We start from the raw sequence: 20234 nt of genomic DNA, 5'->3' as shown, positions 1-20234 counted from the left end.
CGACACTCCCCTCGGGGGGGGGGGCCTGCGCCCCCCGCCGCCCCCGCCCGCCCCGCCGGGGGCCCCCTGCGGCCCCTTCCGCGGCGGGGGCCCCCCTCTGGTGAGGGGCGCCCCATCGGCGTACGTGCCGCGTCCGGTCAGCCGAGCGGCAGACCGTTGATGCCGGTGCCGCCCAGGGGCAGGCCGCCGAGCAGGCCCGAGACCGGGGAGCTGGAGTCGCCCGACTTGACGGGGGCGCCGGCTTTTCCGGCCGCCTTCTGCTGACCGAGGAGCGAGGGGACGGTGTTGGCGAGCGTGGGCTGGGCGGCCTGCAGGCCGCCGCTGAGCGCGTTCTGTCCGGCGGCCAGGGACTCGGTGGCGCCGGCCAGGCCCCCGACGGGCACCACCGAGGAGACGGGGCCCAGGGCGGTGGTGGGGTCGGGAACTCCGGCGGCGGCGTTCGCGGCACCGGCACCGGTGGCGGCGAAAGCGGCGCCGAGAGCGGCGACACCGAGGGTCTTGGCGGCAGACTGCTTCATCTTCAATGCGTCCTTGTGTCTTGGCGTCTGAGCTGACGGGGTTGAGCCACGGAATTGAAGGGGGGTCTTTCGGCGGTTCAACGACCGTGCGCAGCCCCAATCACGGTTGGCGGGCAAAGGAAAGCGGCCGGGAGTACAGGACTCCCGGCCGCCGACGCGCCACGCAGGGGCGGACGCCTTTTCTCAGCTCCCGACAGAAGCGCTGGTCGAGACCGTCTGGCGGAACAGCCACTCGGACTTCAGCTCGGCGTAGCCGGGCTTGATCACATCGTTGATCATGGCCAGTCGTTCATCGAAAGGAATGAATGCTGATTTCATCGCATTGACTGTGAACCACTGCATGTCGTCGAGCGTGTAGCCGAACGTGCCGACCAGGTGCTCGAATTCGAGGCTCATGCTGGTGCCCGACATCAGGCGGTTGTCGGTGTTCACCGTCGCGCGGAAGTGCAGCTTGCGCAGCAGACCGATGGGGTGCTCGGCGTACGAAGTGGCCGCGCCGGTCTGGAGGTTGGAGGTCGGGCAGAGCTCCAGCGGGATGCGCTTGTCACGGACGTACGACGCGAGGCGGCCGAGCTGGACCGAACCGTCCTCCTCGACCTTGATGTCGTCGATGATGCGCACGCCGTGGCCGAGGCGGTCGGCGCCGCACCACTGCAGGGCCTGCCAGATCGACGGCAGGCCGAAGGCCTCGCCCGCGTGGATCGTGAAGTGGTTGTTCTCGCGCTTGAGGAACTCGAAGGCGTCGAGGTGGCGGGTGGGCGGGAAGCCCGCCTCGGCGCCCGCGATGTCGAAGCCGACCACGCCGAGATCGCGGTAGCGGTTGGCCAGCTCGGCGATCTCCAGGGCGCGGGCCGCGTGCCGCATGGCGGTGAGCAGCGCGCCCACGCGGATGCGGTGGCCGTTGGCCTTCGCGCGGCGCTCGCCCTCGCGGAAGCCTTCGTTCACCGCCTCGACGACCTCTTCGAGGGTGAGGCCCTGCTCCAGGTGCTGCTCGGGGGCGTACCGGATCTCGGCGTAGACCACGCCGTCCTCGGCGAGGTCCTCTGCGCACTCGGCGGCCACGCGCTTGAGGGCGTCCTTCGTCTGCATCACCGCGCAGGTGTGGGCGAAGGTCTCCAGGTAGCGCGGCAGGGAGCCGGAGTCGGCCGCCTCGCGGAACCAGATCCCGAGCTTGTCGGGGTCGGTCTCGGGCAGTCCCTCGTACCCGCATTCACGGGCGAGGTCGACGATCGTGCCGGGGCGCAGGCCGCCGTCCAGGTGGTCGTGGAGGAGCACCTTCGGGGCGCGGCGGATCTGTTCGGCGCTGGGCGTTTCACGGTCCGTGTGACCGGTCGTGTGTGTCTGGCTCGTCATTTCGGCACTCTAGCGCCTACGCGCGTAGAACTCACTGGTCGATACGTAACAGTGACCCTGCGGACGGGTGGCGTACACCATGGCTTCTGACACTGTTCTGTCATGGCACAGGACGGGACCGCGGGGCCTGCGGGCGCGGCCAGGCTCGGGCGCGTGATCGGAACGGCACCTTCGGCGGTGAGCGGAGCGGTGCTCCTGCTGCCCGGCGGCGCCGAGACGTCCACGCGCAGACCCTCACCGCTGGCGGGCGCCGGCGTGCGGGCGCTGGGGCGCAGGCTCGCCCACGACGGGCGCGCGGCGGGCCTCGCCACGCATGTCGTGCACTACGGCTGCCGCGGCTGGAACGGCGCGCAGGCGCAGCTCGCCCACGACACGGCCTGGGCGGCGGACGAGATCGTACGTCTCTACGGCGACGTCCCCGTCTGCCTGGCCGGAGTGGACATGGGCGGCCGTGCGGCGCTTCGCGCGGGCGGCCACGAGGCGGTCAACTCCGTTCTGGCGATGGCTCCCTGGCTGCCCGAGGACGATGTGGCCGCGCCGCCCGAACCGGTGAAGCAGCTCGCGGGGCGGCGGGTTCTCATCGTGCACGGCACGAACGACGAGCGGACCGACCCCGAGCTGTCGTTCCGGCTCGCCGAGCGGGCGAAGAAGGCGAACCGGGACGTGTGCCGGTTCGAGGTGCACTCCGACGGGCACCGGCTGCACCAGCACCAGTCCGAAGTGCTGGCGCTGGCCTCGGACTTCGTGATGGGGACGCTGTTCGGGGCGGATTTCGCGCGGCCGCTGGAGGACGCGCTTGCGGCGCCGCCGCCGTTGGGGTTGCGGATGCCTCTTGCCTCCGGCTTTGGGCAGTCGCTTCGGAGGTGACCCCGCCACGGGGCTCGGTCCGTCACCGGCTTCGCCGAGTTCGTCCTCAATCGCCGGACGGGCTTGAGATCCCGCCGGGACCGGGCTCGGCGGAGGCGCCGGGGCCGGGCTGCGAAGAGGACGACTGGTGCAGCAGCCGTCCCTTTCTGCTCAGCAGGAACTTCTTGAACGCCGCCACCGGCGGCGTGTCCGGGTGGCCGCCCAGCCAGGCCACGCCGATCTCGCGGACCGCGCGCTGGCCCGTCACGGTCAGCTCCACGACTCCCGGGCGCGGTACGGCCGGTGGCGGCAGGAGCGCCACCCCCAGGCCCGCCGCGACCAGTCCGCGCAGCGTCTCCGCCTCCTCGCCCTCGAAGGCGATGCGGGGCCTGAAGCCCGCGTCCCTGCAGAGGTCGTCCGTGATGCGGCGCAGGCCGTAGCCGGGCTCCAGCGTCACGAACGCCTCCTCCGCCGCCTCGGTGAGGCGGACCCGCTTGCGCGCGGCCAGGCGGTGGTCGTCGGGGACCACAAGACGCAGCCGCTGCTCGTCGAGGCGGCGGGCGACCAGGTCGGGGGCGTCGGGCACGGGCGAGGTGAGGCAGAGGTCGAGCTCGCCCGCGCGCAGCCGCTCGATCATCGCCTCGCCGTAGTTCTGGACGAGACTGAACCGCACCCGCGGATGGTCGGCGCGGAAGGCGCGGATCAGGCCTGGCACGGTCTCCGAGCCCATGGTGTGCAGGAAGCCGAAGGCGACCTTGCCCGACTCCGGGTCGGCGTCCGCGCGCACCGACTCGGCGGCGCGCTCCACCTCGCCGAGCGCCCGCTCGACCGAGCCGAGGAAGGTGCGGCCCGCCGGGGTGAGCGAGACCGTGCGGCCGCGCCGGGCGAACAGGTCGACGCCGAGGTCACGTTCGAGCCGGACGAGTGCGCGGGAGAGCGTCGACTGGGGGATCCCCATCCGGTGGGCGGCGCGCGTCACGTGCTCGGTGCGGGCGACGCCCGCGAAGTAGGCGAGGCGTGGCGCGAGCAGCGTCACGATGTCCTCCGGGTCACTGTTCTGTGACACGCGCGGCTGTGACCTGTGCTGATGCTGCATGGAATGGATTATGGCGTTTCCATGCATTGGACGCATCAAAAAGCCGGCCGTACGTTCGTGGCATGCCTGCTGCCAGTACTGGGGCGTCCGCCACCCATGCGGTCGCCCCCGCCCCGTCGTCACCCTCCCCCTCCGCCCCGGCACCCGACTCCCGGATGACCCCTGGCGGGCCCGGCTACCGCCGGATGAGCTTCGCGCTCTTCCTCGCGGGGGTCGCCACCTTCGCCCTCCTCTACTCCACGCAGGCCCTTCTCCCCCTCGTCTCCGCCGACTTCGGCGTGAGCGCGAGCACGGCGAGCTGGACGGTGTCGGGGGCGACGGGCGCACTGGCTCTCTTCGTCCTGCCGCTGAGCGCGCTCAGCGAGCGCTTCGGGCGGCGCGCGGTGATGACCGCCTCGCTGACCGTCGCCGTCGCCGTCGGCCTCCTCGTCCCCTTCGCCCCCTCGGTCGAGGTGCTGATCGTGCTGCGCGCCGTGCAGGGCGCCGCCCTCGCCGGGCTCCCCGCCTCCGCGATGGCGTTCCTCGCCGAGGAGGTGCGGCCCAAGGCGCTGGTCGCCGCGATCGGCATGTTCGTCGCGGGCAATTCGATCGGCGGCATGAGCGGGCGCATCGTCACCGGCTGGGTCGCGCAGGCCTGGGGCTGGCGCGCGGCGGTCGGCGTGGTCGGCATCGTCGCGGTGCTGTGCGCGGTCGCCTTCCGCGTACTGCTGCCCGCGCCGCGGCACTTCGCCCCGGGCCCGCTCAGCCCCCGGGCCCTCGCGCGCACGGTGCGCGGCCATCTGTCGGACCCGCTGCTCTGCCGGCTCTACGCGATCGGCGCGCTCTTCATGACCGTCTTCGGGGCGGTCTACACGGTGATCGGGTACCGCCTCACCGAGGCGCCGTTCTCGCTTCCGCAGGGCGTCATCGGATCGGTCTTCCTGGTCTACCTCGTCGGCACCGTGTCGTCGGCGGCCGCGGGGAAGCTGGTGGGCCGGCTCGGGCGGCGCGGGGCGCTGTACCTGGCGGTGAGCACGACGGCCGCCGGGCTGCTGCTCTCCCTCTCCCCCTCCCTTGTCCTGGTCCTGCTGGGGCTCGTGCTGATCACCGCGGGGTTCTTCGCGGGGCACGCGGTCGCCTCCTCGTCGGTGAGCCGTACGGCGACCGAGGGCCGGGCGCAGGCTTCGGCGCTCTACCAGTCCGCGTACTACCTGGGCTCCAGCGCGGGCGGCACGCTCGGCGCGGTCGCCTTCCACGCGGGCGGCTGGGCCGGGACCGTGGGCCTCGGCGTCCTCGCGGTGCTCGGCGTCGTGTCGGTGACGGCGTGGGGCTCGCACGCCGCGCGCGTGCGGGAACGGCGCACTCTCCTCGCCCGCTCCTGCTGATTGCACCTGCGGGTTTCCCCACTCCGGGGGCCGTTGTCAGTGGGCTGCGGTAGCTTCCGATGTGTTGGGCCTCACATCGGGCCCATCTCGGGATTGCGCAGGGGTGGGTGGGATGAGCGACATCGCAGGGACGACGACCGATCTGGACGGCACGCTGGAGAAGCACCGGGTCGAACTGACCGGGTACTGCTATCGGATGCTGGGCTCGGCCTTCGAGGCCGAGGACGCCGTGCAGGACACGATGGTGCGGGCCTGGCGCAGTTTCGAGAAGTTCGAGGGACGCTCCAGCGTCCGCTCCTGGCTGTACCGCATCGCGACGAACGTCTGCCTGGACATGCTGAACGCGGGCAACCGCCGCGCCCGCCCCATGGACCTGACCGCCGCCGCCCCACTGGCCCAGGCCGCGCTCAACCCGCGCCCGGACAACACCTGGCTGGAGCCGATGCCGGACGCCCGTATCCTGCCGACGCCGGGCGACCCCGCCGAGGCCGCGGTGGCCAAGGAGTCGGTGCGCCTTGCGTTCGTCGCCGCCCTGCAGAGCCTGCCGCCCAAGCAGCGGGCGGTGCTGATCCTGCGCGAGGTCCTCGCCTGGAAGGCCAGCGAGGTGGCGGAGCTGATCGACACCTCCGTCGCCTCGGTGAACAGCGCGCTGCAGCGGGCCCGCGCCACCCTCGCCGAGCGTCCGGAGGACGACACGGCCGTCTCCGACCCGCTGGACGAGGAGCAGAAGAAGCTCCTCGACCGCTATGTCGCCGCCTTCGAGGGCTATGACATGGCGGCGCTCACAGCGCTGCTCGCCGAGGACGCCATCATGACGATGCCGCCGTTCGACCTGTGGCTCCGCGGTACGGCGGACATCACGGGCTTCATGTCGACGATGGGCGCGTCGTGCGCCGACAGCCGCCTCTTCCCGGTGAATGTGAACGGCACACCGGGCTTCGCGCACTACAAGCCCGACCCGGACAACGGCGGGTTCGCGCCCTGGGCGATCCAGGTCATCGAGATCTCAGCGGGCCGGATCACCGGCTTCCACTGCTTCCTGGACACCGAGCGGTGGTTCCCGCTCTTCGGTCTTGCCCCCCGTCTCGACGACTAGTCCGAGGAGTTCGACCAGGCCGACGAGCCCGAGGAGGGCGAGCAGGGCGGGTCCGGGGTTCCTGAGCCGGATCCGCCGCCCGGCCCTGCGGGCCGCGAGGTGCAGGCGGGCGACGGCTTCGACGGTGGTGAGGTCGGCGGTGGTGACGGCGGAGACGTCACAGATCACGTCGCTCGTCGCGCCGTCGCCGGGTCCGTGCCGGGCGGCGGCGACCTGCTCGCACAGGGACGGAATGTCGCCGGCGCGCAGGGGGCCCTCGATGCGGATGAGGTGCTCTCGGTGCTCTCGGGAATCGGCCACGCAGGGTTGACCGGAGCGGTGGGCGGAACTCATCGGTGATCGCGCCCGGGGTGGGACCTGCCCGCGTCAGTCCGTGGGGAACGCGCTGGTGTCGAGGTCCAGGCCGAAGGGCTCGGGGAGCCTGACGGGTTCCCCGAACTTGCAGGCGCTCAGGACTCGGTAGACGTCGCCTCGAGGTTCGCCGTACAGGGTGATGGTGGGGCCGCCGGGGGCCCAGCGGTCGATGAGGAGGTAGAGGGGGACGCCTGCGGTGGCGTAGGCGGCGGGCTTGCTGATGCGGTCGTGTCGGGCGTTGGAGGGAGAAGTCACCTCGACGACGAGCTCGGCGGCGCCGGCCGGAACGTACGTCTGTGTAGGTTCGACGTCTGTCAGTGGGATCACGACGAGGTCGGGGATGAACATCCCGAGCTTCGACGGCACAGCGACGGACAGCGTCTGAAAGACACCCCAGTCATCCGGAAGCACGGAGTACAGCAGGCGGTGCACTCGCTGCGCGACGAGATTGTGGCCATTGGCAGCACTGGGCGACACAGTGATGACCCCTTCGATGATCTCCACCTTGCTGCCCTCGGGCCACTCCATCTCCTCCCGGAGCCGGACGAGGTCGTTCCAGTCCCGGCCGGGGTCGTGGTCCACGGTGAGTGCGCTCATGGCGGTCTCCTCTTTCGGTGCGTCACCGATCCCAGCATGCCGAACGGGACCGGCGGCGGTCCACCGATCCCGTTCACCCGTACGAGTACGCCCTGGTCAGGGCCCCGCCAGGGGCGCGGGGAACTGCGCGAGCAACCCCCACACCCCCGCGGACGGCAGAGCACCCGCAGAGCCGAGCTCTCAGCCGATCCGCCCCCGCACAATCGCCCCCGGCGAGAACTCCGTCCCCGCGGGCGCGATGTCGTACGACCCCTCCACCGACTCGACCGCGTACGCGAACCGCTCCGGCGTATCCGTGTGCAGGGTCATCAGGGGCGCCCCCGCCTCGACGGAGTCGCCCGGCTTCGCGTGCAGCTCGACGCCCGCGCCCGCCTGGACCACGTCCTCCTTGCGGGCCCGGCCCGCGCCCAGGCGCCACGCGGCGACGCCGACGTCGTACGCGTCGAGGCGGGTCAGGACACCCGACGACGGCGCGGTGACCACATGCCGCTCCCGCGCCACCGGCAGCTCCGCGTCCGGGTCGCCGCCCTGCGCCGCGATCATGCGGCGCCATACGTCCATCGCCGATCCGTCGGCCAGCGCCTTCGCCGGGTCGGCGTCCTTGAGGCCCGCCGCGTCGAGCATCTCGCGGGCCAGCGCCAGGGTCAGTTCGACCACGTCCGCCGGGCCGCCACCCGCGAGGACCTCCACGGACTCGCGGACCTCCAGCGCGTTGCCCGCCGTCAGGCCCAGCGGCGTCGACATGTCCGTGAGCAGCGCCACCGTGCGGACGCCGCTGTCGGTGCCCAGTTCCACCATCGTGGAGGCCAGTTCGCGCGCGTCGTCCAGGTTCTTCATGAACGCGCCCGTGCCGACCTTCACGTCGAGGACCAGCGAGCCCGTGCCCTCGGCGATCTTCTTGGACATGATGGAGGAGGCGATCAGCGGGATCGCCTCCACCGTGCCGGTCACGTCGCGCAGCGCGTACAGCTTCTTGTCGGCGGGGGCCAGTCCGTCGCCCGCCGCGCAGATGACCGAGCCGACGCCTTCCAGGACGTTCAGCATCTCCTCGTTGGAGAGCAGCGCGCGCCAGCCGGGGATGGCCTCCAGCTTGTCCAGGGTGCCGCCGGTGTGGCCGAGGCCGCGTCCGGAGAGCTGCGGGACGGCCGCGCCGCACGCGGCGACCAGCGGGGCGAGCGGCAGTGTGATCTTGTCGCCGACGCCGCCCGTGGAGTGCTTGTCGGCGGTGGGGCGGGAGAGCGAGGAGAAGTCCATGCGCTCGCCGGACGCGATCATCGCGGCGGTCCAGCGGGCGATCTCCTTGCGGTTCATGCCGTTCAGGAGGATCGCCATCGCCAGGGACGACATCTGTTCGTCGGCGACCGCGCCGCGCGTGTACGCGTCGATGACCCAGTCGATCTGCTCGTCGCTGAGCTCGCCCCGGTCGCGCTTGGTCCGGATGACAGAGATGACGTCCATGGCGGTCCTTCCAGCAGTACAACGGCGTACGTACGTAGATATGCCGCGACTCTACGCGCATAGAGCCGGGAGCTGAAGGCGGCCCCGCACCCAAGATCTCCAAGGGGGCGGGGCCTGCGCTCAGTTGAGGTGCTCGGGCCCGAACGCGTCCGGCAGCATGTCGCCCAGCGTCCGCACGCCCGACGACGTCTCCAGAAGGAGCTCCGCGCCGCCGAACTCGTACAGGAGCTGGCGGCAGCGTCCGCACGGCATCAGGATCTCGCCCTTGCCGTCCACGCAGGTGAAGTGCGTGAGGCGGCCGCCGCCCGTCATCTGGAGCTGGGAGACGAGGCCGCACTCGGCGCACAGACCGAGGCCGTAGGACGCGTTCTCCACATTGCAGCCGGAGACGGTCCTGCCGTCGTCGACCAGGGCCGCGGCCCCGACCGGGAAGCCCGAGTACGGGGCGTACGCGCGGGACATGGCCTCGCGCGCCGCCTCCCGCAGGGCGTCCCAGTCGGCGTCGGCGGCGATGAACGTCACTTGCCCTGTCCCCTTCGGTACGGCATTCCGTCCGCCTTCGGCATCCGCAGCCGCTGGGCGGAGAGCGAGAGGACCAGCAGGGTCACCACGTACGGAGTGGCGGTGACGACCTGGTTGGGCACCTCGTCGGTCAAGCCGTACCACAGGAACATCAGCGCGGAGACGGCCGCGGTGATCACCGCGGGGACGTACCGCTTGCGCCAGGCGAGGTAGACCGCGCCGATGACCAGCAGGATCGCGAGGAGCAGCAGGAGCGCGTGGACGTTCGTGCCGCCACCCCGGAGCTTCAGGCTGTCGGTGTAACCGAACAGGCCCGCGCCGAGCGCGAGTCCGCCCGGCATCCAGTTGCCGAAGATCATCGCGGCGAGGCCGATGTAGCCGCGGCCGCCGGTCTGGCCCTCCAGGTAGATGTTGGAGGCGACCAGCGAGAGGAACGCGCCGCCGAGGCCCGCGAGCCCGCCGGAGATGACCACGGCCAGGTACTTGTACTTGTAGACGTTGACGCCGAGGGACTCGGCCGCGATCGGGTTCTCGCCGCAGGAGCGCAGGCGCAGGCCGAACGAGGTGCGCCACAGGACCCACCAGCTCAGCGGCACCATCGCGACGGCGACCACGGTGAGCGGCGACAGGTTGGTGAACAGGCCGCCGAGCAGGCCCGCGAGGTCGGAGACCAGGAACCAGTGCTTGCCGTTGAGGTCCATCAGCCAGTCGGAGAGGCCCGGCACCGAGAAGTCCCCGAGGGATTCGACGGGCGGCGACTGCTTCGACGTACCGCCTTCCTCGCCCTCGAAGGCAAACGTCGCGAGGTAGCGCGTGACGCCCAGGGCGAGGATGTTCAGGGCCACACCGGAGACGATGTGGTTGACGTTGAAGGTGACCGTCACGATCGCGTGCAGCAGGCCGCCGAGCGCGCCGCCGAGGATGCCGAAGAGGACGCCCACCCACGGGCCCCACTGGAAGCCCGCCCAGGCACCGAACCAGGTGCCGAGGATCAGCATGCCCTCTAGGCCGATGTTGACGACGCCCGCGCGCTCGGCCCACAGACCGCCGAGACCGGCGAGGCCGATCGGCACGGCGAGCTTGAGGGCCGTCGACATCTGTCCGGTGGACGTGATGCCGTCGGCGCCGGTGGCGATGCGGACCACGGAGGTCAGCACCAGGACACCCGCGATGATCAGCAGGAGGACGGGGAGCGAGACGCGGCGGCGGCCCGGCGCGGGCTGCTTGGCCGGGGGCTTGGCGACGGATGCCGTGCTCATCGGGCAGCCACCTCCTTCACGGAGTCGTTGTTGCCGTTGTTGCCGTTGTTGCCGTTGTTGCCGTTCGCCCGGGCGGCGGCGGCCAGTTCCTCACCGACGCGCCGCTGCTGGCGGCGCAGGCCCCAGCGGCGTACGGACTCGGAGGAGACGACGACCGCGATCACGATGAGGCCCTGCATGATCACCGCGATCTCCTTGTCGTACGCGACCGGAGACGCGTAGTCCAGGGCGGGCGAGGCCTTGTCGAGGAAGGCCCACAGCAGCGCGGCGAGCGCGATGCCGACCGGATTGTTGCGGCCGAGCAGCGCGATGCCGATGGCGGTGAAGCCGAGTCCTGCCGGGAAGCTGAGGCTGTAGGTGTGGGTGTCGCCGAGCAGGATCGGCAGCCCCGCGAGGCCCGCCATTCCCCCGGAGACCAGCATGGCGGTGAACACCATGCGCTTGGCGTTCACGCCGGAGGCCGCGGCGGCCGACTCGGAGGCGCCGGTGGCGCGCAGGTCGAAGCCGAACCGGGTGCGGTTGAGGACCAGCCAGTACAGGACGCCCGCGGCGACGGCGACGAACACGAAGCCGTAGACCTCGCCGCCCGCCAGCTTGATGCCGGGGAACCAGCCGGACTTCTCCATCACACCGGTGGTCTGGTTGTTGCCGACCGGGACGCCGAAGTTGTCGGTGAGGGTGAGGTAGCCGATGACGCTCGTCGCGATGGAGTTGAGCATGATCGTGGCGACGACCTCGCTGACCCCGCGGGTGGTCTTGAGGATGCCCGCGATGCCGGCCCAGAAGGCGCCGGTGAACATGGCGACCACGATGAGCAGCGGGATCTGCAGGGCGGCCGGGAGCGCGACGTGCGCGCCGACGACCGCGGTGACCATCGCGGCGAGGCGGTACTGGCCGTCCACACCGATGTTGAACAGGTTCATGCGGAAGCCGATGGCCACCGCGAGCGCCGCCAGGTAGTACATCCCGGCCTGGTTGACGGTCAGGACCTGCACGTCGGAGTAGGAGATCTGCTTCAGCATCAGGGTGTACGGCTCGATCGGGCTCTTGCCCGAGGCGAGCAGCACGACCGAGGTCAGCGCCACGGCCACGATCAGGGCGATGACCGGTCCGGCCACCGCGAGGAGCACGCGCTCCTTGTCGAACTTCTTCATCGGGTCTCGTCCTCCTCGGAGCCGTCACCGGACTCGGGGTGTTCCAGGTGACCGGAGGCGGCACCCGTCATCGCCGACCCCAGCTCCTCCGGCGTGATGGTGGCCGGGTCGGCGTCCGCGACGAGCCGGCCGCGGTAGATCACGCGGAGGGTGTCGGAGAGGCCGATCAGCTCGTCCAGGTCCGCGGAGATCAGCAGTACGGCGAGGCCCTCGCGGCGGGCCTCGCGGATCTGGTCCCAGATCTGCGCCTGCGCGCCGACGTCCACGCCGCGGGTGGGGTGGGCGGCGATCAGGAAGCGCGGTTTGTGGCTCATCTCGCGGCCGACGATCAGCTTCTGCTGATTGCCGCCGGAGAGCGAGGCGGCCGTCACGTCGATGCCGGGCGTACGGACGTCGTACTCCTCAACGATGCGGCGGGTGTCGGCCTGGGCGCCCTTGGGGTCCAGCCAGAAGCCCCGTGCGTTCGGCCGCTCCGTGACGTGGCCGAGGATGCGGTTCTCCCACAGCGGGGATTCGAGCAGCAGGCCGTGGCGGTGGCGGTCCTCGGGGATGTACCCGATGCCGTCCTCGCGGCGCTTGCGCGTGGGCACGGCGGTGATGTCCTCGCCCGCCATGCGGATCACGCCGGAGTCGGCGTGCTTGAGGCCGATGAGCGCGTCGATCAGCTCGGTCTGGCCGTTGCCCTCGACGCCCGCGATGCCGAGGACCTCGCCCTCGTGGATGGTGAAGGAGATGTCGTCGAGCAGCGCGCGGCCCGCCTCGCCCCCGGCGAGCAGCTTGAGGCTCTCGACCTCGACCATCGCGCGGTCGGTGACCGTCGACTCCGCCGTCTCGGGGGTGGGCAGTTCGCTGCCCACCATCAGCTCGGCGAGCTGACGGGGCGTCGTCTCGGCCGGGATCGCCGTGCCGACCGTCGTGCCGCGCCGGATGACGGTGATGTCGTCGGCCACGGAGAGGACTTCGCCCAGCTTGTGCGAGATGAAGATGACCGAGAGGCCCTCGGCCTTGAGCTCGCGCAGGTTGTCGAAGAGCGCGTCGACCTCCTGCGGCACGAGGACGGCCGTGGGCTCGTCGAGGATCAGCGTGGTGGCGCCGCGGTAGAGGACCTTGAGGATCTCCACGCGCTGCCGGTCGGCGACGCCGAGGTCCTCCACGTACGCGTCGGGGCGCACCCCGAGGCCGTACCGCTCGGAGATCTCGGCGATCTTGCGGCGGGCGGCGCCGCCGATGCCGTGCAGCTTCTCGCTGCCGAGCACGATGTTTTCCAGGACCGTCAGCTGGTCGGCGAGCATGAAGTGCTGGTGCACCATGCCGATGCCGCGCACGATCGCATCGGCGGGGCTGGCGAAGGCGACCTGTTCGCCGTCGACGGTGATGGTGCCCTCGTCCGGCTTCTGCATGCCGTAGAGGATCTTCATCAGGGTCGACTTGCCCGCGCCGTTCTCGCCGACGAGGGCGTGCACGGTGCCTTTGCGGACGGTCAGGCGGATGTCGTGGTTGGCCACGACGCCCGGGAACCGCTTGGTGATGCCGACGAGTTCGACGGCGACGGGCGGAGGGTTGGTGGACGCGTCGATGGCGCACTCTCCTCGGGGGCCAGAAGGCCTGAAGGGCCTGAAGGAAAGGGGCCGCCTACGCGCGCAGTGCCCCTGCTACTACCGGGAAGTCCCTGCACGAATTCGCCTCGTTGCAGGGGGTGTTGAGATGTGGCCCGCGCGAACGGGGCGCGGGTGAACCATCGTCCCCCACACCCCGTTGCACGAGAATCACGCTGCCGTTACGGCAGTCGGCAAGGCGGCCGTGCGCCGTGCCTTACGGCGTGGTCTTGACCTTGATCTTGCCGCCCTTGATGCCCGCTTCGGCCTTCTTCAGCGCGGCCTGGACGTCCTTCATCTTCTGGAACTCGGGGTTCGAGCCGGCGAGCGCGACACCGCCGGACTTGAGGTCGGCGCGGACGACGCCGCCCTTCGCGCTGCCGTCCTCGACGGCCTTCGCGAGGTTGTAGACCGAGCCCGCGACGTCCTTGGTCGCCGAGGTCAGGATGTACTTCTTGTACTTGGCGAGCGCGTCCTGCTTGTACTGGTCGGAGTCGACGCCGATCGCCCAGACCTTCTTGGCGGCGGCTGCCTCGATGACGCCCTGACCGGAGAGGCCCGCGGCGTGGTAGACCACGTCGGCGCCCTTCTCGATCTGGCCCTGGGCGGCGGTCTTGCCCTTGTCGGGGCTGGAGAAGCCGCCGTCCTCGGCCTTCTCGGTCAGGTACTGCTTGACGACCTTGACCTTGGGGTCGGTGTCCTTGACGCCCTGTGCGAAGCCCGCCTCGAACTTGTGGATCAGCGGGACGTCCACGCCGCCGACGAAGCCGACGGTCTTGGACTTGGAGGACTTGGCGGCCACGACGCCCGCCAGGTAGGACGCCTCCTGCTCGCTGAAGACCAGGTCGGAGACGTTGTCGGCCTTGACCGTCTCGTCGTCGACGATGCCGAAGGTGGTCTTCGGGAACTTCGCCGCGACCTCCTTGATGGCGGGCGCGTAGGCGTAGCCGACGCCGATGACCGGGTTGTAGCCCTGCTTGGCGAGCTGCGTCAGGCGCTGCGCCTTGTCGGCGTCGGACTCGCCGTCGACCGGCTCGACGGCCTTCTCGCCGGTCTTGAACTCCTTGGCGGCCTTCTTCATGCCGACGGTCGCGGCGTCGTTGAAGGACTGGTCGCCGGCGCCGCCGACGTCGTAGGCGATGGCGATGCCCTTGTTCTTGTCGTCCTTGCTCGCGGCGGCGTCGCTGGACGTGCCACCACAGGCGGAGACGGTTACCGCAAGAGCGGCGGTCGCGGCGCCCGCGACAGCTATTCGAGACACCCGGCGCATAGAGACGAACTCCTTGAGTCAAGCAAGCACAAGCACGTACAAGCACGCATCAGCGCCTCACCTGGCGCTGATTTCGCCGCAGCGTAACGCGCGTAGACCTGACATAAGAACCCTTCTGTCCGGTCCGTTATCGAGCTGTGGCCACCGGGTGTCGAGTGCCCGAACGACGGGTGGGCACCCCCTTCGGAGGGGGTGCCCAGTCGCCGCAAGAAGTACTACGTAAAACGTCTCAGGACCGCGCGCTACGGGACGATCTTCACCTCGACCTTTCCGCCGATGATGTCCTTCCTGGCTTTCTCCACGGCGGCGACGACGTCCTTCATCGCGGCGTACTTCGGGTTCGAGTCGGAGAATCCGACGCGGCCGGACTTCAGGTCGTAGCGCTGTTCGCCCTTCATCGGCTTGCCCTCGACGACCGACTTCGTCAGGTCGTACACCGCGCCGCCGACGTCCTTGAAGGCGGAACCGAGGATGTACTGCTTGTACTTGGCGAGGGCCTTCTGCCTGTACTGGTCGGAGTCGACGCCGATCGCCCAGACCTTCTGCGAGCCGGCCTCCTGGATGACGCCCTGACCCGACAGTCCCGCGGCGTGATAGATCACGTCCGCGCCCGCCTCGATCTGTCCGCTCGCCGCGTTCTGTCCGCGGTCCGGACTGGAGAATCCGCCCTCCTCGGGCTTTTCGGTCAGATACCGCTTCTCGATTTTGATCTCGGGGTCGACCGACTTCACGCCCTGGACGAATCCGGCCTCGAATTTGTGAATGAGCGGAATGTCCACGCCTCCTACGAATCCGACGTGTTTGGCCTTGCTCACCTCGGCCGCGGCAACACCCGCCAGATAGGAGCCCTGCTCCTCGTGGAAGACCAGGTCGACGACGTTGTCCGCCTTCACGGTGTTGTCATCGATGATCCCGAAGGTGGTCTTGGGGAACTTCTCGGCGGCCGCCTGCACCGCGGGCGCGTAGACGAATCCGACGCCGACGACCGGGTCGTAGCCCTGCCTGGCGAGCTGTTCGAGGCGCTGGACCTTGTCGGCGCTGGACTCGCCGTCGCCCGGCTCCATGTCCACTCCGCCGATCTTGAACTTCTTGCGGGCCTTCGTGTAGCCCGCGTAGGCGGCGTCGTTGAAGGACTGGTCGCCCTGGCCGCCGATGTCGTACGCGAGACCGATGCCCTTGGCCTTGTACGACGACGAGCCCGTGGAGCCCTTGTCCTTGCCGTCGTCGTCCTGCGAGGCCTCGCTGCTGGTCTTGCCGCAGCCCGCGGCGGCGAGCGCGAGGACGGCGAGCGTCGCGGTGATGTGGGTGGCGCGGGCATTCCGGGCACGGGACGGCCGAAGACGCCGGGAATTCGAAGAGAGACGACGCACAGGAAGCACCCCTTGATCGTCAACGCGCCGCGTACGGCGCTGATTTCGGCGCACATTAACGCGCGTAGAAAGCGAGGGGAACGGGTTTTCGCGGTGCTGTTACCTCTTCGTGCTTTTCGCGGTGCTTTTCATGCCGAGGGCCGGTTGTGTCCACGTGAACGGGTCGTACACAACCGGCCCTACCGAACCAGCCGTCCCTACCGCCCGGCGTCCAACAGAGCGGCGGCGGTGAAGAGTTCGACGCCGACGGTGATCGCGGATTCATCCACGTCGAAGTCGCCCTGGTGGAGGTCCCGTACGGTCCGCTCCCCCGGCTTGCGCACCCCGAGCCTGGCCATGGCGCCGGGCACCCGCTCCAGGTACCAGGAGAAGTCCTCGCCGCCGAGGCTCTGCTCGGTGTCCTCGACGGACCGCGCGCCGCGCCGCGCGGCCATGGCATCGCCCAACAGGTCGGCGATCACCGGGTCGTTGACGACGGGCGGCACTCCTCGGATGTAGTTGATCTCGGACTTGGCGCGGTAGAGGTCGGCGATCTCCTGGACGGCGCCGTGCACCAGGTCGGCCGCGTCGCGCCAGGCCGCGAGGTCGAGGCAGCGCACGGTCCCGGAGAGCTCGGCGTGCTGCGGGATGACGTTCGGCGCGTGGCCCGACTCGATGCGGCCCCAGGTCAGCGAGAGCCCGGAGCGCGCGTCGACGCGGCGGCCGACCAGAGCGGGGACCTCGATGGCGACCTTCGCGGCGGCGGTGACGAGGTCGGTGGTGAGGTGCGGGCGCGCGGTGTGCCCGCCGGGCCCGGCGAGCGAGACCTCGAGGCGGTCGCAGGCGGAGGTGATGGGGCCGTGCCGCAGCCCGATGCGGCCCGCGTCGACGCGGGGGTCGCAGTGCACGGCGACGATCTTGCCGACGCCGTCGAGAGCGCCCGACTCGATGGCGTCGGTCGCGCCGCCCGGCAGCACCTCCTCGGCGGGCTGGAAGATCAGCCGCACGGGATGCGGCAGCTCTCCCCGGGCGGCCAGCTCGGCGAGGATGAGTCCGGCGCCGAGGACGACGGTGGTGTGCACGTCGTGGCCGCAGGCGTGGGCGCGGTCGGGCACGGTCGAGCGGTAGTCCACGCCCAGCTTGGTGTCCGGGATCGGCAGCGCGTCGATGTCCGCGCGCAGGGCGAGCATGGGCCGTACGCCGTCCCAGGTGCCGATGTCACAGATGAGCCCCGTGCCGCCGCCGAGCACATGGGGCCTGAGGCCCGCCTCCTCCAGCCGGGCCTTGAGGGCCGCGGTGGTACGGAACTCCTGGTTGCCGAGCTCGGGGTGCATGTGCAAGTCGCGGCGGAAGGCGACGAGTTCGGCGCGCAGCTCTTCGGGCAGCGCGCCGGGGAGCATGCCCGCCGGCGCGGACTCCGATTCGGACACGTCGTCGGACACCTCTTCGGACGCACGGGACATCAGTTGGTTCACCCTTTGAAGGGTAAGGCGACAGACCGGTCAACTGACCCACGATCAACAAAAGTTCAGCCCGATAGGGGAAGAAAATGTGGCCGCGTGGCGCATGACCGTTGGTCGCGATGGGTAAACTTTTACGCCGTCTCGGGGGATGCGTAAGTCGTGCGACGCCTGTAATAGGCCAACGCGACCGCCGTGAGCAGGGGCGGCCAGGCGATCAGCGGGGCGTAGCACGCGACCAGGACGGCTGTCTGGTCCACACTCCCGGTGACACCTCCCTCTCCGCTTCTGCCTCCGCTTCCCTCTCCGAGGCCGGCACTCTGAGCGTAGAAGGCCCACGCCAGGATTCCGAACAGCGCGGCGGCGCCGGACAGGGCGGGCACGACGGCGGCGAGCGGCCGCACGGGCCGCCCTCCGATGACGGGTATCCACCGCGGCACGACCTCGCCCCACCCCCGCACCAGCCCGAGGGTCATGAGCGCGAGCCCCTCCGATACGACGCTGAGCATCAGGATGTACGCGGCCTCACCGGCGCCCCGCTGCGGCTCCGCGGCCACGGGGAGTCCGGCGACGAGGGCCACCCGCCACAGCCCCGAGGGCAGGGTGGCGAGGGGTACGGCGTGCGCGGCGAGAGCGGCCCAGCGCGGGACGCCGGGAAGAGCGGTGACTTTCGGCATGGGTGCGATGCTGCCGCCGGGGCGGGCGACGGCGCGTCATCTCGGAGGGCTGTCGGGGTCCGCCGGACGGGGGAGGCGGGCCGCACCGTGAGGAGGGCGGTGGGGAGCACGGTGGGGAGCACCGGGGGTTAGCCCTACCCGGGACCGGGCGGGTAGCGGGATCGTCCCGGAGGTCCACTTCCGGACACGCTGGACCCGGCACAGCCCCTGTGCCACTGGTTCCCCGTCAATGCACCCGATCCTCAGGAGTTGGCCCGTGCGTGAGCAGGCATCGCAGACGTTCCGTTCGTCCCGGCGGCGCGGCGGTCGGCGCAGAACCGTATCGGTCGCGGCCGCGGCGGCCGTCGGCGCCCTGACGATCGGCGCCTTGGCCCCGTCCGCCGCTTCCGCCACGTCCGCCACGCCATCCGCGTCCGCTGCGTCCGCTGCGTCCGCCACCACCGGACCGGGCTCCGTACAGCGGGGCCTGGACGCGCTGGTGCGGGCCGGTGACGCGCCCGGTGCGCTCGCGGGCACCAAGGACATCGACGGCCGCACCCGTAACTACACGGCGGGGGTCGGCGACGTGGCGACCGGCGCGAAGGTGCCCATGGACGGCCGGGTGCGGATCGGCAGCAACACCAAGACGTTCACCGCGGTGGTCATGCTGCAGCTGGTCGCCGAGGGGAAGGTCCGCCTCGACGCCCCGGTGGACGACTACCTGCGGGGGCTCGTCCGCGGCAACGGCAACGACGGCCGCCGCATCACCGTCCGCCAGCTCCTGCAGCAGACCAGCGGCCTCCCCAACTACAGCAACTACCTGGGCGAAGAGGTCCGGTACTTCACCCCCCACGAGCTCGTTCGCATCGCACTGCAGCATGCGTCCGAATTCGAGCCCGGGAAGAAGTGGAAGTACAGCAACACGAATTACGTGCTGGCCGGCCTCATCATCGAGAAGGTCACCCACCACTCCCTCGCCGAGGAGATGGACCGGCGCATCATCAAGCGCGTCGGCCTGCACCACACCTACTTCCCGGCCCCCCGTGACGCGACCATCAAGGGCCCGCACCCCAAGGGCTACTACCGGACCTCGGCGGACGCGCCCCTGCTGGACGTCACGGAGACGGACCCCTCCTGGGGCTGGGCGGCGGGCCAGTTGATCTCCACGAACTCCGACCTCAACCGCTTCTTCACCGCGCTCCTCGACGGTGACCTGCTGCCGCGGGCCCAGCTCGCCCAGATGCGCAGGACGGTCCCGGCCGAGGCCACGTTCGGCGACGGCGCCCGCTACGGCCTGGGCCTCGTGAGCAAGCCGCTGCCGTGCGGAGGCCTCTACTGGGGCCACGGCGGCAGCTTCCCCGGCTACGAGACGCGGGGCGGCGCCACGGACGATGGCCGCGCGGCGAACGTCGCGGTCACGATGCAGCTGAACGACGAGGTGGCCAGGGGTCGCGTGGACGGGGTCGTGGAGAAGGCGCTGTGCGACGAGGCGTCCGGCCGCACGCCGTGATGCCCTTGGGCCACCTCATGTCGCGGGGCTAGGCCCCGGGCCGGTCAGGGACGGAGGCTGCGGCTTGCCCGCACCGGTTGGTTACCGGGGCCGCCCGGCTTTTTGCGGAGTGTGGCGGTTCCGGGCCGGGAGTAAAGGGCGCTCCCTGCGGTCGCGTCGGCTGCGCCGATTCCGCTGCGCTCCACCCTTGACTCCCGTCCCTCCACCGCACGTTGACCTTTGACCCGGACGGCCAGGGTGGGGCGGCGGGCTGGCCTAGGAGGGTCATCACCTTTCACTGCCGGGTGCGGTCCGGTCCATCGTGGCCGACCGTCACAGTTCACGGCTCGGCCAGCCGCGCGGCCTCACCGCTCGGGCCATCCCCTCTCGCTGCCGGGTGCGGACCGGCCCATCGTGGCCGACCGCCCCAGTTCGCGCTCGGCCAGCCGCACGGCCTTGCTGCTCGGGTCATCGGCTCTCGCTGCCGGGTGCGGTCCGGCCCATCGTCGGTGACCGTCACCGTTGCGGCTCGGTCAGCCGCTCGGCTCATCGAGTCACGTCTCTGGGGGGGACGGGGTATCAACTTTTTGAAAGTTGCGAAGGGGGTCGCCGTGCGCCCCCGGGTCACGCCCCGCACGCCCCCGCAGACACCACCCAACACGAGGTTCTGGCCCAGCGGGCTCGCACAACTGACGGCGCATTGAGCATGGCGGGGGGCGCGCGGCACACCCCTTCGCAACTTTGAAAAAGTTGATGACCCATGCCCCCCCAAAGTGGAAGGTCCGGGTGCCTGCCGGC

Annotated in this window: 18 protein-coding genes; 4 read left to right on the top strand and 14 right to left on the bottom strand. The window is 70.6% G+C overall.

Going from position 1 to position 20234, the window contains the following annotated elements; all coding sequences use genetic code 11:
- Nucleotides 1-137: 137 nt before the first annotated feature.
- Nucleotides 138-518 carry an ATP-binding protein gene (locus tag ACFVYL_RS27470; RefSeq protein ID WP_389720326.1) on the bottom strand — a complete coding sequence of 127 codons (381 nt, stop codon included), beginning with the start codon at nt 516-518 and terminating at the stop codon, nt 138-140.
- 183 nt (nt 519-701) lie between these two features.
- The gene (locus ACFVYL_RS27465; RefSeq protein WP_389720324.1) at nt 702-1871 is read right to left on the bottom strand and encodes an adenosine deaminase; all 1170 of its coding nucleotides are present in this window, start codon (nt 1869-1871) and stop codon (nt 702-704) included.
- A gap of 102 nt (nt 1872-1973) precedes the next feature.
- Between ACFVYL_RS27465 and ACFVYL_RS27460 the strand changes: the two genes are divergently transcribed.
- Nucleotides 1974-2738 (top strand): alpha/beta hydrolase, encoded by a 765-nt coding sequence (locus tag ACFVYL_RS27460; protein ID WP_389720322.1) that lies wholly within the window; start codon nt 1974-1976, stop codon nt 2736-2738.
- Nucleotides 2739-2784: 46 nt separating this feature from the next.
- Here the strand turns inward: ACFVYL_RS27460 and ACFVYL_RS27455 are convergent, their stop codons facing one another.
- Entirely contained in the window at nt 2785-3813 is a 1029-nt protein-coding gene (locus tag ACFVYL_RS27455) for a LysR family transcriptional regulator (RefSeq protein ID WP_389720319.1), read from the bottom strand.
- Nucleotides 3814-3875: 62 nt separating this feature from the next.
- On the opposite strand from ACFVYL_RS27455, the gene ACFVYL_RS27450 reads away from it, so the two are divergent.
- On the top strand, nt 3876-5177 hold the full coding sequence (locus ACFVYL_RS27450; protein ID WP_389720316.1) for an MFS transporter: 1302 nt from the start codon (nt 3876-3878) through the stop codon (nt 5175-5177).
- Between the two features lie 112 nt (nt 5178-5289).
- Nucleotides 5290-6273: a sigma-70 family RNA polymerase sigma factor gene (locus ACFVYL_RS27445; protein WP_389720313.1), complete on the top strand. Its 984-nt coding sequence runs from the start codon at nt 5290-5292 to the stop codon at nt 6271-6273.
- On the opposite strand, the gene ACFVYL_RS27440 is transcribed toward ACFVYL_RS27445, so the two are convergent.
- From ACFVYL_RS27440 to ACFVYL_RS27390, 11 genes are all read right to left on the bottom strand, one after another.
- Nucleotides 6184-6573 (bottom strand): STAS domain-containing protein, encoded by a 390-nt coding sequence (locus ACFVYL_RS27440; protein WP_389720311.1) that lies wholly within the window; start codon nt 6571-6573, stop codon nt 6184-6186. The genes ACFVYL_RS27445 and ACFVYL_RS27440 overlap by 90 nt on opposite strands.
- 66 nt (nt 6574-6639) lie before the next feature.
- Entirely contained in the window at nt 6640-7224 is a 585-nt protein-coding gene (locus tag ACFVYL_RS27435) for a Uma2 family endonuclease (protein ID WP_389720309.1), read from the bottom strand.
- A 180-nt stretch (nt 7225-7404) separates the two neighbouring features.
- Nucleotides 7405-8682, bottom strand: coding sequence for a thymidine phosphorylase (locus tag ACFVYL_RS27430; RefSeq protein WP_389720306.1), 1278 nt, complete (start codon nt 8680-8682; stop codon nt 7405-7407).
- Nucleotides 8683-8802: 120 nt separating this feature from the next.
- Nucleotides 8803-9204: a cytidine deaminase gene (locus tag ACFVYL_RS27425; protein WP_389720304.1), complete on the bottom strand. Its 402-nt coding sequence runs from the start codon at nt 9202-9204 to the stop codon at nt 8803-8805.
- Nucleotides 9201-10463 carry an ABC transporter permease gene (locus ACFVYL_RS27420; protein ID WP_389720302.1) on the bottom strand — a complete coding sequence of 421 codons (1263 nt, stop codon included), beginning with the start codon at nt 10461-10463 and terminating at the stop codon, nt 9201-9203. Before ACFVYL_RS27420 ends, ACFVYL_RS27425 begins: the two co-directional genes overlap by 4 nt.
- Nucleotides 10460-11617: an ABC transporter permease gene (locus tag ACFVYL_RS27415; protein WP_389720300.1), complete on the bottom strand. Its 1158-nt coding sequence runs from the start codon at nt 11615-11617 to the stop codon at nt 10460-10462. Before ACFVYL_RS27415 ends, ACFVYL_RS27420 begins: the two co-directional genes overlap by 4 nt.
- Complete coding sequence (locus ACFVYL_RS27410) at nt 11614-13194, bottom strand: ABC transporter ATP-binding protein (RefSeq protein ID WP_389720350.1); 1581 nt, start codon at nt 13192-13194, stop codon at nt 11614-11616. Before ACFVYL_RS27410 ends, ACFVYL_RS27415 begins: the two co-directional genes overlap by 4 nt.
- Before the next feature lie 235 nt (nt 13195-13429).
- Nucleotides 13430-14482 (bottom strand): BMP family protein, encoded by a 1053-nt coding sequence (locus ACFVYL_RS27405; protein ID WP_389720297.1) that lies wholly within the window; start codon nt 14480-14482, stop codon nt 13430-13432.
- A gap of 242 nt (nt 14483-14724) precedes the next feature.
- Nucleotides 14725-15783: a BMP family protein gene (locus ACFVYL_RS27400; protein ID WP_389720348.1), complete on the bottom strand. Its 1059-nt coding sequence runs from the start codon at nt 15781-15783 to the stop codon at nt 14725-14727.
- Between the two features lie 266 nt (nt 15784-16049).
- Complete coding sequence (locus tag ACFVYL_RS27395; protein ID WP_389720346.1) at nt 16050-17294, bottom strand: amidohydrolase; 1245 nt, start codon at nt 17292-17294, stop codon at nt 16050-16052.
- A 131-nt stretch (nt 17295-17425) separates the two neighbouring features.
- Nucleotides 17426-17968, bottom strand: coding sequence for a hypothetical protein (locus ACFVYL_RS27390; protein WP_389720295.1), 543 nt, complete (start codon nt 17966-17968; stop codon nt 17426-17428).
- Nucleotides 17969-18224: 256 nt separating this feature from the next.
- Here ACFVYL_RS27390 and ACFVYL_RS27385 point away from each other — a divergent pair, with 256 nt between their 5' ends.
- Complete coding sequence (locus tag ACFVYL_RS27385; RefSeq protein WP_389720292.1) at nt 18225-19457, top strand: serine hydrolase domain-containing protein; 1233 nt, start codon at nt 18225-18227, stop codon at nt 19455-19457.
- The last annotated feature ends 777 nt before the right edge of the window (nt 19458-20234 follow it).

Source organism: Streptomyces sp. NPDC058308 (genome assembly GCF_042880275.1).
GTDB lineage: Bacteria > Actinomycetota > Actinomycetes > Streptomycetales > Streptomycetaceae > Streptomyces.
This window is presented reverse-complemented; position numbering and strand designations above follow the sequence as displayed.